Below are 13,127 nucleotides of genomic sequence, written 5' to 3'. Positions count from 1 at the left end.
GACCGGTGAACCTCGTTTCGACGATGCGACCTCGATCGAGGTCGTGTCGTCGAAGTGGCGTCTGGGTGTCGCACCGGTTCGATATCCCCAGGGCGGGCGCGTGACCACGGTGATGCTGATTCTCGTCCTCACCACCGGGGTGGTCGCCTCGGTGTGCGCGATCCTGGCGGCCTTCACCTACCTGCGCCGAGGGAGAGATCCCGTCGCCGCCGACCGTGATGCTCGGCGGTGGCTGCTCGGCGTCGCGATCTTCGGGATCAGCGCGATCGTGCTGCGGTTCGTGTGGTTGTTGCTGCTCTGAGCGCGACTGTCACCGGAAGTACGGCTCGTCCTGCACCCAATTGAATCCCCTGCCCCGCAGGGTCATCGCATCGTGGTCCAGCCGGTGCGCGACGATCGTCGTCGGAGTCCCGTCGAGGTCTCCGGACAACACCAGCGTGTCATTGTCGGGACGGTCGATGGTCAAGGATGCGAGCGGTTGTTGCATCTGCATTGTGCCGTCGGCGATCTCGGCCGGTACCGGGACCAGCGCGCCGTTCATCATCTGGAGAGTCGTTGCGCCACCGATGTCGAAGACGATCCGCTGCCAACGATTCTCGTCCGTCATCAGCGGCGGGACGGGCCTGCCATCGACACGGAAGTCCTGGACCGACCAGATTCCGTACAGCTCCGGCTTCGGAGCTCCGGCGCCGTACTCCTGGTAACCGGTCCAACTGGTCTGGGCCGCGCCGATCGCCACCCAGATGCCCAGGACCACCTGAACTCCCGCCGCCCACCGGTTGAGCTTGTCCCGCGTGAACAGCGCGGGCGGGTCGACAGGGTGCGCTGATCGCCCGAATACGAACAGATCCAGAAGGTTTCGCATCTGCGGCGCCAGCAGGATGAGCGAGAAGACGACCAGGTGGAACGACAGGATCTTGACCGGGACGTCGAAGGTCATGTTGAGGATGAACACCTGCACCATCGCCACGAAGCTGACGATCGCGCCGAGCGTGGCCGTGCGGGTCCAGAAGAGCAGCAGGCCGCCGATCACCTCGACGCTGCCGAGGAGCATCTCGTAGATCGGCGAACTCCCGACCTGGAGCCACAGCACCGATGCCGGGCTGAAGTCGCCGAAGGGTTCGAGCAATGCGGCGAGGGGTGGCGGCCCCATCTGCGACGGGATGACCTTCGCGAACCCGTAGAACAGCATCTGTCCGCCGAGCGCGAGACGAAGGTAGAGCGTCGTCCAGGACCACAGTCGGGCGTAGTCGGGTCGTCGGCGGTCGACGATGGACCAGAGCAGAGTGCCCACCGCCGCCACGACGGCGATGAGGAAGAGGTAGATCCAGATAGCGGTCTGGTCCCCGCTGCCGGAGTCCACATGGAGCACCGCGTCGACGCCGAAGACATTGCGGCCGACCCACTCCATCACCGGCGACAGCGCCCGCATCTGCCACAGGATTGCCGAGTCGGGCAACAGGTTTCCCGCGACGCCGACGAACACGAAGGTGATCTGCGCGAAAGTCAAACAGAACAAAGCCGTGTAGGTGAAGGTGAAGCGGAACACCACCTTCTTGGCCGGACTCCATGTGCGGGGCGGCGCCGGGGGTTCACCGGTAGAGACTGCCGGGCTCTCGGCTGTGTCGATCACACTCATGTCCCGACGGTAGGTCGGCGAAGATGCCCCGCACATCGGTGAGAAGACCGAGCCCGACCCTTACTTTCGAGTGAGGTCGCTTCCGGGTCCACTCGGGGTTGACCGCGACTCCCGGCGTGGCCGGATCGGTCTCACGGCCGTTCGGGAACGGGACGCCCCGATTGACGGGACCACTGCTCCGGGTCATCCCGCAGCAACCGCGCGCGGCCTTTTCGGCGGTATCGCCAGATCTGTATCGCGCCCAGTCCCCAGAGCAGGAATTGCGCAGCCATCGCCCAGGTGAACGCCTCGGCCGGGTAACCGTCGACGCCGTCCGGGGTGCGCCAGTCGAGGATGAGGCCGATCAGTCCCGCCGTGACGAGGGTCGCCAGAAAGCCGGCCTGATTGATGAGCCCGGTGGCGGTGCTGGTGCGGGAGGCGGGGTTGGAGGTGCGGCCGAGGTCGAAGCCGACCATCGACGCGGGCCCACCCATCCCGCAGATGATCACCAGGATGACGAGCAACCAGAACGGCGCCGCGCCGGGCCACGCCAGCACCACCGCCCAGGCCGCCGCGATGCTCGCGATCACCCCGAGGACCAACGTCGACCGGTGCCACGGCGACCGGGTGATCAACCACGCGAACGCCGGACCGAATGCCATGATCGCGAGCACCATGATCGTCAACAGGAGACCCGCGGCGCCGGCGCTCAGGCCCTGGCTCTCCACGAAGAACGGGTAACCCCACAGCAGGCCGAGGACATTGGCGCTGAACGGTGTGGAGAAATGCATCCAGAAACCCAGGCGGGTCCCGGGGTGTTCCCACGATTCACCCAGACTCTGCCGGATACCCGTCCACCCGAGGATGGGGCCAGACACCGAGCGCGCCACCGGCGAATCGCGCACCACCACCAGCGTCGTCAACAGGAGCGCTGCCCCCATCGCTGCGGTGGCGAGGTAGGCGTGGGTCCAGCCCAGGGTCGACAGCGCCCACGTCATGGGGATCGCCGCCGCCACCGCACCCAACTGGCCGAGCACCCCGGTGAGCTGGGTCATCAACGGGATCCGCCGCGTCGGGAACCAACTGGTGACCAACCGCAGAACGCACACGAACGTCATCGCGTCGCCGATCCCGACGAAGAACCGCGACGACAGCGCCCACGGGTAGCTGTCGGCGAACGCGAAGCTGAACTGCGCGAGGGTGAGGATCAGGGTCCCGGTGAGCATCACCCGCCGCGGACCGAACCGGTCGACCAGGAGTCCGACCGGAACCTGCATCAGGGCATAGACCAGGATCTGCAGCACGACGAAGGTCGACAGCTGCGACGCGGTGATGTCGAAACGCTCGGCCGCCAGCAGGCCTGCCACCGCCAGCGAGGACCGCTGGAGAACCGCGACGAAGTAGACCGTGAGCGCGACCAGCCAGATGACCATGGCCTGGGTCGAGCGCGCGGGTGCGGTCATCGGTCGCCGACGTTCACGGGCGCGAGATTCGTTCGGTCACGTCACCATTGTCGGGGTGGGCGCAAACGGTTTGACCGGCGACCCACCGCACGGGGGTTCGCCGAACCGTCTCCGGCCTCGCCGACGAAAAGCGCCCCTGGTTTGCACCCTCTGTAGCGACGCCGAAGACACTGTGTCGGCCATGGACCGCTGGAGGGTGGGTCTCAGGGGCGGATTTCGGCAGACGCCGGCGAAGCCCGCCGCTAACCCCGCGCCATGTCCACGAACCGGCTGAGGTGCAGCTGGTGCGCGACGGTTATGGTGGCGGTCGGGCCGTTACGGTGCTTGCCGACGATGATGTCGGCCTCACCGGCGCGCGGGTCGTCGCGCTCGATCGAGTCGGGGCGGTGCAGCAGGATGACCATGTCAGCGTCCTGCTCCAGTGAACCGGACTCACGGAGGTCGGACACCTGCGGTTTCTTGTCAGTACGTTGCTCGGGACCACGGTTCAGCTGGCTGATCGCGATCACCGGGACCTCGAGTTCCTTTGCCAGCAGCTTGAGCTGACGCGAGAACTCCGAGACCTCTTGCTGTCGGGACTCGACCTTCTTGCCCGACGTCATCAGCTGCATGTAGTCCACCGCAACGACTTTCAAGTCGTGGCGCTGTTTGAGACGACGCGCCTTCGCGCGGATCTCCATCATGGTGAGGTTCGGCGAGTCGTCGATGAAGAAGGGCGCATCGGAGATCTCACCCATCCGACGGGCCAGGCGCGTCCAGTCGTCGTCGCTCATGGTGCCGGCACGCATGTCGGCGAGCTTGACCTTGGCCTCGGCCGAGAGCAGTCGCATGACGATCTCGGTCTTGCTCATCTCCAGCGAGAACATCGCTGCGGTGAGGCCGTGTCCGATCGCCGCCGAGCGCAGGAAGTCCATGGCCAGCGTCGAGTTGTGGGTGGGGACCATCGCCTCACCGGCGAGGTAGAGGTGCTCGTCGTTGTCGACCTCGACGCAGCGCACCGGCACCGAGTCCACCGGACGAACCGCGACGACGCGGCGGACGCCGGCCTTGCGTCGGAGTTCCTTGTGCCGAATTGCCTTGTGGTGGACGGTGAACACGTCCTCGTCGGCGTCGACGCGCAGCCAACCGGTCGCCGAGCGCTTGTAGTTGAACCCCAGGCCGGCGACCAGGTCGGCGACGACCGCGGTCATGTGCCGGGTCGCGGCGGGCACGGTGATCCAGCCATCGTCGTCGACGGTGGCGCGGGCGTCGAGCAGACCGGCCAGCAGCGCCCGACGCTGAGCGATCGAGCCGCGCAGATACTCGTAGGGGATCCGGCCGCCGAGGTCGGCCATCAGCGTCATCACGTCGACGGGCCCTTCGGCGTCGATGCGCATGCTGATCTCGGGATCGTCGAACGCCATCCCCGCCAGCGCCGCGACGGTGTACGGGCCGTAGGCGAAACGCTTGCGCGGCAACTCGAGTGGCGCGGTGTTGCGGATGACCGCACAGCCCACGTGTGCGCGCAGGCCCGCCGTGGTGACGACCTGCCGCTCGCCGTCGATCTCGGCCGCCCACTGGTGCTGCTCGTCGGCGACCAGCACGGCGCCGTCGTTGAACTCGACCTCGTAGCAAGGACGCTCGGTCATCACCTCGGTCGCGGCGACCACCTTGGTGGGTCGGCCGTGCGCGTCGAGCAGCTCGTCGCCCACCCCGACCTTGCCCATCGTCGTCCAGCCGGACGGCGTGGGCAGCGGGGTGTCGAGGGCGAGCGCCTTGCCGACACCGGGTCGCGCGGCCACGATGATCATCTGGCCCGGGTGGAGACCGTTGGTCAGCTTGTCGAAGTCGGCGAAGCCGGTCGGCACGCCCAGCGAGATGCCGCCCCGCGACGCGATGGAATCGATCTCGTCCATCGTCGGCTGCAGCAGCTCTTCGAGCGGGAGGTAGTCCTCTGCCTGACGGCGTTCGGTGACCTCGTAGACCTCGGCCTGCGCGCGGTCGACGACCTCGGCCACATCCTGGCCGTCGTTGCCCGCGTAGCCGTACTGCACGATGCGGGTGCCGGCGGTGACCAGACGGCGCAGGATGGCCTTCTCGGCCACGATCTCGGCGTAGTAGCCGGCGTTGGCGGCCGTGGGCACCGTCGAGATCAGGGTGTGCAGATACGGTGCGCCACCGATGCGTTTGAGCTCGCCCGACCGCTCGAGTTCGGCGGCGACGGTGACCGCGTCCGCGGGTTCGCCCTTGCTGTAGAGGCTCAGGATCGCCTCGAACACCGCCTGGTGCGCGGGCCGATAGAAGTCGGCCGTACGGATCTTCTCGACGACGTCCGCGACGGCGTCCTTGGACAGGAGCATGCCGCCGAGCACGGATTGCTCGGCCGCAAGGTCCTGCGGGGGTTGCCTACCGAAGTCCTCGGTGGGTGGGGCGTCGTCCCCGCCTCGACCTCGACCTCGTTCTTCCCGATCGCCGGCGGCAGGACCGTGCCCGCGGTCATCCACAACAGCCACGTGTGTCTAACCTCTCGCATACGCTCGCACCACTCGCCCTGACGAGTGGATACGACCTCTGTGGTGTCGGCCCCGGCAGGCCACCTCGCGAGTCTCCGGTGTCGACGTACTGCTCTGTCTCTTGCTCTGTCCGTCTCTTTCCTATCGGGACGCTCCGACAACGACTGCCGGCGGGCGCGCGAAAACAGGACTGAGACCTGAGCCGTGACACTAAGACCTCCGCCACGACGACTCAAACCGGGCTGTTGATGGATCTGGGGAGGACTTGTGGACGACGTGTGAATGAGCGGGGGAGCGATTGTGCACCCGTTGTGGACAACCTGAGGAATTAGGGTGTGAACAACTCTGTTCGTGCAGGTCAGCGCCCCCATTAATTTCCACAATCAAGAAACTGAAAATCCTTCGCCACTCTTCGGCGCGTCGTCACTTGGGCGTGTTGCGACGACCGTTCAAGTGCGAGTGGCCAACAATTCGGTGAATTCCCCGAGTGATCTACGTAACAACCAGGCACGACAGCGCTCAGCTACGTGCCATCTCGCCGGATAGCCGACGGCGACCCGAATCCATGTGATGCAATGTCGATCGTGTCGAGGTTGGGGTTGGGAACCGGGGTCATCCGCCGAACGGTCGGTGCGGTGGCCGCGCTGACGGTCGCGGCCGGGATCGCGCTGGGAGCGCCTCCGGCCGACGCCGCGCCCGGTCCCACGATGCCCGTCGAATTCGACCTGTCGCGGTACCAGCCGGTCGATCCGACGACCTTCCGCTCGATCGCCTACGGCGACAACGGGCGCTCGTTCTTCACCACCGGCCGCTGGATGTGCCAGATCGGGCAGGCCTACCGCTACGTGGGCTGCCAGGGCCGTCCGGCGACCGCCCCGCCCACCGCGACCGGCGCCGCCATCACAGCGGACCAGCAGGGTCCGTGGTGGGTCAACCGAGACCAGACGTACCGCTTCGGTTCGAAGACCGGGTTCCGTCCGCCGACCCTGGGCGTCGGCAAACGCGTCACCATCGCCGGGGTCACCTGCACCGTGCCGCGGCGCGACGTCGTCGCCTGCCGCACCGGTGAACGGGCGTTGATCTTCACCCCCGCGTGGCACAAGTTCTTCTTCCCGTCCTGGGACACCCTCGGACCGGGCAACAACGCCGTCGCGCACAGCGCCAATCCGGCGCCCCGGTACCTGCCGCCGCGGCTGCAGTACTGGAATCAGTTGCCCGCCAACCCGCCCGCGCCGAAGTAGGTTTCGCAGACCCCTGAGGTCAGAACCCGGCGACCGGGTTGACCTCGGATGCGGGAAGCGCCGAGGTCGGGACGTTCCATTTCTCGAACAGTCGGCGGTACTCCCCGCGCTCGATCAGGGTGTTGATGGCCTGACTGATCGCCGGGGCGATCGGAGAGCCCTTGGCCGTCACGAATCCGACGACGGTACTGGAGTATTCACCGAGGAACTTCGTTCCGGGCACTTTGTCCACGAGGTATCGCAGCGTCAGGGTGGGCCCGAAGTACGCGTCGACCTTGTTGTTCTGCAGGCTGAGAATGATCGCGCCTTGATCGTCGAGATACTGAACCGTGTACGGCGGCTCGCCTTTCGAGGTGCATTGCTGCACGCCCTTCTCCAGGATCTGCTGGAAGGTGGTGCCCGATCCGGTCACGATCTTCTTGCCGCACAGGTCCTCGAGCGTCGCGACGGAGGTCAAGCCGGACTTCGACGAACCCACGAAGGACTGCCCGTCGTTGAGGTACGTTGCGTAGTCGACGACCTCGAGCCGCGACTTGGTGACGCCGAAGTTTCCCTGCCCCACCTGATATCGGCCGTTCTGCACGCCGGGAATGATGCTCGCGAAGGTGCCGGTCTGCGGCTTCCAGGTGACCCCCAGGGCTTTGGCGACCGCGTTACGCAGGTCCACGTCGAGGCCCACCGGATTGCCCTCGGGGACCTCGCCACCGTGCGGCAGGCTGTTGACGCCGGGTTGTCGTACCAGGCCGATCGTCAACTCCGTGGTCCCCGGCGGCAGAAGCCCCCGGGCGGTCGGGTCGACCGCCACCGAGGACACCACGTCCTCGGTCGGGATCGGATAGCTGTCCGTCGCCGGGTCAGACGAACCGCCGCACGCGCCGAGCACGAGTGTGACGGCAGTGAGCAGAGGTAGGGCGATCGAGTCTCGGCGTCGCATGGGTCTCCTTGGGATCGACTCTGATGGTGCGAATCAGCGCACTGCCGCGAGGAATTCGCGGGTGCGAGGGTGCTCGGCGGCGGCGAAGATCTGCTCCGGCCGGCCGGTCTCGACGATCCGGCCGTCATCCATGAAGATCACCGTGTCGGCGACGTCACGAGCGAACCCGATCTCGTGGGTGACGACGACGAGCGTCATACCGGACTCGGCGAGGTCGCGGATGACGGCGAGGACCTCGCCCACGAGTTCCGGATCGAGCGCGGAGGTCGGTTCGTCGAACAGCACGACGTCCGGCTGCAGCGCGAGGGTGCGGGCGATCGCCACCCGCTGCTGCTGCCCACCCGACAAGTGCGACGGGTACGACTTCTCGCGTCCTGCGAGACCCACGCGGGCGAGCAGCGCCCTCCCGCGTTCGGCCGCCTCGTCCGGGGAGATGCCGCCGGCGAGCTGGCCCTCGGTCAGGTTCTCCAGGACCGTGAAGTGTGGAAACAGGTTGAACTGCTGGAACACCATGCCGATCCGACGACGCTGTCCCGCCACCTCGCGCGGCGGCAGTTCGCGGAGCACCGTCTCGCCGTCGCGCCGGCGTGCTTCGCGGTAACCGATGACATCGCCGTTGACGCGCACGTATCCGGCGTCGGGACGCTCCAGGTGGTTGATGCAGCGCAGCAGGGTGGACTTGCCGGACCCCGACGGGCCGAGCACGATGGCCACCTCCCCGGTCGCGACGTCGAGGTCGACACCGCGAAGAACCTCCCGGCCGCCGAACGACTTCGAGAGGCCGCGGACCTCGATGGCGCTCATCGCGGTGCTCCGGACACGCGCGGGCGCAGACGCGCGGCGTCGCGCAGGACGTCGACGAAGGGACGTGCCCCGCGCCGGCCGCGTGCGAAGTAGCGCTCCAGGAAGTATTGACCGACTGCCAGCAGCGACGTGATCACGATGTACCAGATGGTGGCGACCAGCAGGAGCGGCATCACCTTGAAGTTCTGGTTGTAGACCAGCTGCACCGAGTACAGAAGATCGGTCACCGCGATCACGCTGACCAGCGATGTCGATTTCAGCAGCCCGATGAGCAGGTTCCCCGACGCGGGAACGATGGCGGGCATCGCCTGGGGCAGCACGATGCGGCGGAACACACGCAGTGGCGTGAGCCCCAGCGAGCGGGCGGCCTCGGTCTGCCCGGGGTCGACCGAGACGAGACCGCCGCGCACGATCTCGGCCGCGAACGCGGCCACATCGATGGTCAGGGCGATGAACGCCGCCGTGAGTGGACCGATGAGATGGGTGGTGTCCACCGAGGTGAACTCCGGCCCGAATGGGATGCCCAGAGATAGCTGGGGATAGAGCGACGCGAGCTGAAACCAGAACAGGATCAGGACCAGCGGCGGTACCGAGCGCACTATCCAGACGAAGACGAACGAGACCGACTGCAGGAGGGGTCCGCCCCACAGCCGCATCGCTGCGAGTCCGACACCGAGGACGAACCCGGCTGCGAAGGTCACTGCGGTGAGCCACAACGTGAGCCACAGGCCGCGGAGTACGGACTCCTGCGTGAAGTAGTGCGCCACGGTGGGCCACTCGAAGCGCTCGTTGGTCACCAGCGTGTGCACGAACATGGCAGCGAGGACGACGACCACGGTCGCGGCGACCCAGCGGGCCGGGCGGCGACGTCCCACCAAGCGCACATGCGGGGCCGGTACGTCGAGCGTGCGCCCCGGCGACACAGTCGGTAACACCATGATCGGCGACGCTAGGTGCATCGCCGCAACGACAGAAGAGTAAGAATCACCCGGACGGGATGGTTTGCGCCGGCGACCTCGATACGCGGCGTCTCGCTACGCTCGGGCGTCGCCACTCGGCCGGCGAGGCCATGGATACGACAAGGCCGGGTGGAATCTCTTCCACCCGGCCTTGTGTGTTCGACGCTGGGGTCAGCTGGCGGCGACGACGGCGAGCTGCACGGTTGCCGAGACCTGCGGGTGCAGGGTGACGGTGACCGGGTAGCTACCGGTGGCCTTGATGTGACCCTTGGGCAGCACGACGTTGCGCTTGTCCACGACGGGTCCGCCGGCGGTCTTGATGGCACCGGCGACGTCTGCCGCGGTGACCGAACCGAACAGCTTGCCCGAGTCGTGGGTCTTGACGTCCAGCGAGACTGCGTCGAGACCCTCGAGGGCCTGCTTCAGCTCGTTGGCGTGCTCGAGACCACGGACCTCGCGGGCCTCCTGCGCACGGCGGATGCCCTCGACCTGCTTCTCGGCGCCGCGGGTGGCCTTGATGGCCAGGCCGCGGGGCAGCAGGTAGTTGCGGCCGTAGCCGTCCTTGACCACGACGATGTCGCCGGCTTCGCCGAGGTTCTCCACGGCGGCGGTGAGGATGAGCTTCATGTCAACTGATCCTTTCCGCTTATCGGCTGGTCGAGGTGAAGGGCAGCAGGGCCACCTCACGCGAGTTCTTGACGGCCACAGCGACGTCGCGCTGGTGCTGCACGCAGTTACCGGTCACGCGACGCGAGCGGATCTTGCCGCGGTCGGACAGGAAACGACGCAGAAGCGCGGTGTCCTTGTAGTCGATGACGGCCTTCTTGTCCTTGCAGAAGCTGCACGCCTTGGTCTTGGTGACCTTTTCGACGCGAGGCTTCCGGCTGGCCTTTGCCTTTGCCATGTGTGTATTGCTCCAGTCAATGCTTCTTCGGGATCGGTCGCTGCCGTGCCCGAGGCTGTCCGAAACCGGTCACCCGAGGTGCCGGCTCCGGGAGATATCAGAAAGGTGGTTCGTCGTCCCCGCCACCGAACGATCCGCCGCTGCTGGCAGGCGCGCTGCCCCAGGGATCGTCGGCGACCTGCTGGTTCGATCCGCCGCCGCGGCTACCGCCGCCGCCACCGGATCCGAATCCGCCGCCGCCACCACCGCCGCCGCGCGAGGCGCGGTTGACCTTGGCGGTGGCGTACCGCAGCGAGGGGCCGATCTCGTCGACCTCGAGTTCCACGACCGTGCGTCGTTCGCCTTCTTTGGTTTCGTAGGACCGCTGCTTGAGCCGTCCCTGCACGATCACCCGGGAACCCTTGGTCAGGCTTTCGGTCACGTTCTCCGCGGCGTCGCGCCAGATGTTGCAGCGGAGGAACAGCGCTTCGCCGTCCTTCCACTCATTGGTCTGGCGGTCGAACGTGCGCGGGGTGGAAGCCACCGTGAAGTTGGCAACCGCTGCGCCGGACGGCGTGAACCGCAGTTCCGGGTCGGCGGTGAGATTGCCGATGACGGTGATGACCGTGTCGCCTGCCATGTGTGTTTCCCCTTGGGTCGTAGGTGGGCACTCGCTGATCGACATGCACCGGGATTTTCTGGGTCAACCCTAGAACCCGGTACCGACGTCTTCAGACGTTCAAGAAACCCTGTGGATTACTTCCGCAGGACCTTGGTGCGCAGAACCGACTCGTTCAGCTTCAGCTGACGGTCGAGCTCGGTAACCGTGGCGGGCTCGGCATTGAGATCGATGACGGCGTAGATGCCCTCATTGTGCTTGAGGATCTCGTAAGCAAGACGGCGCTTGCCCCAGATGTCGACACCATCCACCGAACCGCCATCCTTGCGGACAACATTGAGGAAAGTATCGAGTGAGGGTGCGACGGTGCGCTCGTCCAGATTCGGATCGAGGATGACCATCAATTCGTAGTGACGCATAAGACCACATCACCTCCTATGGGCTAGGTCGGCCACGGACTGTCCGTGGCAGGAGGGTCGCCTGCGTCGGCAACCGGTCCAAGATACATGACCAGGACGTTTTCCCGGAAATCCGAGGTCGTGAGCACCGGTTCAGCGGCTGGTGACGACCTCGTTCTTCGTGGCTCGTCGCTCGCGCTCCTCGCACGTCGCACCTCGCGGAGCAGGGATCGGACACGACGACCTACTCTGTTGGCCATGTCGGAGCCGCGGACCAGTACGCCTCGGCGGATCCCGTGGCTGTCCGGCCGCGGTGAGACCGCGGTCATCGTGCTGGTGTCACTGCTGGCCACCGCGGCGACGATGTTCTGGAGTTTCCAAGCCAAGGCCCGCTGCGGCGGGGCGCCGTTCGACGCCGACGGCCGCAGCGCCAACTGGCCCTCCGGCGATCCCGGCGGTCTCATCCCCTGCTACTCGGACCTGATGTACCTGTGGCTCGGCCGCGACATCAACAACCACGTGTTCCCCTACATCCACGGCGGGATCACCGGGGACGGCACGTTGTTCGGCGGCGTCGTCGAGTACCCGGTGTTGTCCGGTCTGTTCATGTACGTCGGGGCGATCGGCGCCGACACCGACACCGCCTTCTTCACCCAGTCCGCACTGCTGCTGGCGCCGTTCGGATTCGCGATCACGGTGATGCTGGCGCTGATGGTCCGCTGGTGGGCGCTGCTGTGGGCGGCCACTCCCCCGCTGGTCCTGTACTCCTTCCACAATTGGGAGTTGCCGGTGGTCGCGACCGCGGTCGCCGCGATTGCCGTGATGACGTGGGGCGGCTCGATCGATCCCGGCACCGGCCGACGACGACTCCCGCTGCGCACCTGTGCCGTGGTGGCGGCCGTGCTGCTCGCAATCGGGTTCTGTCTCAAGCTCTATCCCGGGATCTTCGTGCTGCCGTTGGCCGCCTACGTCCTGACCGGGGGCGCCGGTGGACTGCGCCGCGCCGGGCGTCGCGGCCTCGACTGGGTGGGTGCCGCATGGGTGGCCGGCACCGCGGTGGTCACCGTCGTCGCGATCCAGTTGCCGTTCATGGTCCTCGGATTCGACGGCTGGAAAGCGGCACTGACGTTCCAGGGGCGGCGCCGGGCCGACGTCGACACCAACTCCATCTGGTACTGGGGTCTGCGCTATCTCACCGGGACGACGGACACCTACCACTCCGTCGTCGGGGTGGCGTCACCGTTGCTGATCCTCGTCGGCTTCGCCGTGGCCATGTACCTGGGGTGGCGCCGCTACGAGCGGATCGGCATCTTCCCCTGGATCGGTGTGAGCGGGGCCATGCTCGCCGGCTTCATGCTGTTCCACAAGGTGCACTCACCGCAGTACACGCTCTGGATTCTCCCGTTCTTCGTGCTCATGCGGGTCCGCTGGCAGGTGATCGCCGTCTACCTGATCACCGACATCGCCCTCGACCTGACGATCTTCCGCCTGTTCCCCATCCGCGACGCCGGCGATCCCCTGCCCTGGTGGGTGCTCACCGGAGTCGCCGGCTCGGTCTGGGTGCATGCGGCGCTGCTGGTCTACCTGATCGGCACGCTCGCCCGCACACCGCTGCGGGAACCCCTCGCGTCGAGGACGATCCGCACCGCCGCGGGACCGGATGATCGCCACGGAGATCCGGCGACTCAGCCGGTACCTGCCACGGACCGTGCCTGA

The 13,127-nt window shown here is 66.7% G+C and carries 13 protein-coding genes; 3 read left to right on the top strand and 10 right to left on the bottom strand.

What is annotated here, in order from left to right; genetic code table 11:
- The first annotated feature begins 43 nt into the window (after positions 1 to 43).
- On the top strand, positions 44 to 301 hold the full coding sequence (locus tag GONAM_RS20145) for a hypothetical protein (protein ID WP_006868595.1): 258 nt from the start codon (positions 44 to 46) through the stop codon (positions 299 to 301).
- A gap of 9 nt (positions 302 to 310) precedes the next feature.
- On the opposite strand, the gene GONAM_RS20140 is transcribed toward GONAM_RS20145, so the two are convergent.
- The 3 genes from GONAM_RS20140 to dnaB all read right to left on the bottom strand — a co-directional run bounded on the left by GONAM_RS20140 (position 311) and on the right by dnaB (position 5,573).
- Complete coding sequence (locus GONAM_RS20140) at positions 311 to 1,639, bottom strand: DoxX family protein (protein WP_040537049.1); 1,329 nt, start codon at positions 1,637 to 1,639, stop codon at positions 311 to 313.
- 131 nt (positions 1,640 to 1,770) lie between these two features.
- Positions 1,771 to 3,081, bottom strand: coding sequence for an MFS transporter (locus GONAM_RS20135; RefSeq protein ID WP_006868593.1), 1,311 nt, complete (start codon positions 3,079 to 3,081; stop codon positions 1,771 to 1,773).
- A gap of 242 nt (positions 3,082 to 3,323) precedes the next feature.
- Positions 3,324 to 5,573, bottom strand: a complete 2,250-nt coding sequence (gene dnaB, locus GONAM_RS20130; protein WP_040537047.1) for a replicative DNA helicase — start codon at positions 5,571 to 5,573, stop codon at positions 3,324 to 3,326.
- Positions 5,574 to 6,148: 575 nt separating this feature from the next.
- On the opposite strand from dnaB, the gene GONAM_RS20125 reads away from it, so the two are divergent.
- The gene (locus tag GONAM_RS20125) at positions 6,149 to 6,814 is read left to right on the top strand and encodes a hypothetical protein (RefSeq protein WP_040537045.1); all 666 of its coding nucleotides are present in this window, start codon (positions 6,149 to 6,151) and stop codon (positions 6,812 to 6,814) included.
- Between the two features lie 19 nt (positions 6,815 to 6,833).
- Here GONAM_RS20125 and GONAM_RS20120 read toward each other — a convergent pair whose 3' ends face one another.
- From GONAM_RS20120 to rpsF, 7 genes are all read right to left on the bottom strand, one after another.
- Positions 6,834 to 7,748 carry an ABC transporter substrate-binding protein gene (locus GONAM_RS20120; RefSeq protein WP_006868590.1) on the bottom strand — a complete coding sequence of 305 codons (915 nt, stop codon included), beginning with the start codon at positions 7,746 to 7,748 and terminating at the stop codon, positions 6,834 to 6,836.
- 33 nt (positions 7,749 to 7,781) lie between these two features.
- Entirely contained in the window at positions 7,782 to 8,552 is a 771-nt protein-coding gene (locus tag GONAM_RS20115; protein ID WP_006868589.1) for an amino acid ABC transporter ATP-binding protein, read from the bottom strand.
- Entirely contained in the window at positions 8,549 to 9,490 is a 942-nt protein-coding gene (locus GONAM_RS20110) for an amino acid ABC transporter permease (RefSeq protein WP_040537043.1), read from the bottom strand. The genes GONAM_RS20115 and GONAM_RS20110 overlap by 4 nt, the downstream gene beginning before the upstream one ends.
- A gap of 192 nt (positions 9,491 to 9,682) precedes the next feature.
- The gene (rplI, locus tag GONAM_RS20105) at positions 9,683 to 10,138 is read right to left on the bottom strand and encodes a 50S ribosomal protein L9 (RefSeq protein WP_006868587.1); all 456 of its coding nucleotides are present in this window, start codon (positions 10,136 to 10,138) and stop codon (positions 9,683 to 9,685) included.
- A gap of 19 nt (positions 10,139 to 10,157) precedes the next feature.
- Positions 10,158 to 10,415 (bottom strand): 30S ribosomal protein S18, encoded by a 258-nt coding sequence (gene rpsR / locus GONAM_RS20100; protein ID WP_005194109.1) that lies wholly within the window; start codon positions 10,413 to 10,415, stop codon positions 10,158 to 10,160.
- A gap of 97 nt (positions 10,416 to 10,512) precedes the next feature.
- Positions 10,513 to 11,034 (bottom strand): single-stranded DNA-binding protein, encoded by a 522-nt coding sequence (locus tag GONAM_RS20095; RefSeq protein ID WP_006868586.1) that lies wholly within the window; start codon positions 11,032 to 11,034, stop codon positions 10,513 to 10,515.
- 116 nt (positions 11,035 to 11,150) lie between these two features.
- The gene (gene rpsF / locus GONAM_RS20090; RefSeq protein ID WP_004020660.1) at positions 11,151 to 11,432 is read right to left on the bottom strand and encodes a 30S ribosomal protein S6; all 282 of its coding nucleotides are present in this window, start codon (positions 11,430 to 11,432) and stop codon (positions 11,151 to 11,153) included.
- A 237-nt stretch (positions 11,433 to 11,669) separates the two neighbouring features.
- On the opposite strand from rpsF, the gene GONAM_RS20085 reads away from it, so the two are divergent.
- Complete coding sequence (locus tag GONAM_RS20085; protein ID WP_006868585.1) at positions 11,670 to 13,127, top strand: glycosyltransferase family protein; 1,458 nt, start codon at positions 11,670 to 11,672, stop codon at positions 13,125 to 13,127.

This window comes from Gordonia namibiensis NBRC 108229 (assembly GCF_000298235.1).
Classification (GTDB): domain Bacteria; phylum Actinomycetota; class Actinomycetes; order Mycobacteriales; family Mycobacteriaceae; genus Gordonia; species Gordonia namibiensis.
This window is presented reverse-complemented; position numbering and strand designations above follow the sequence as displayed.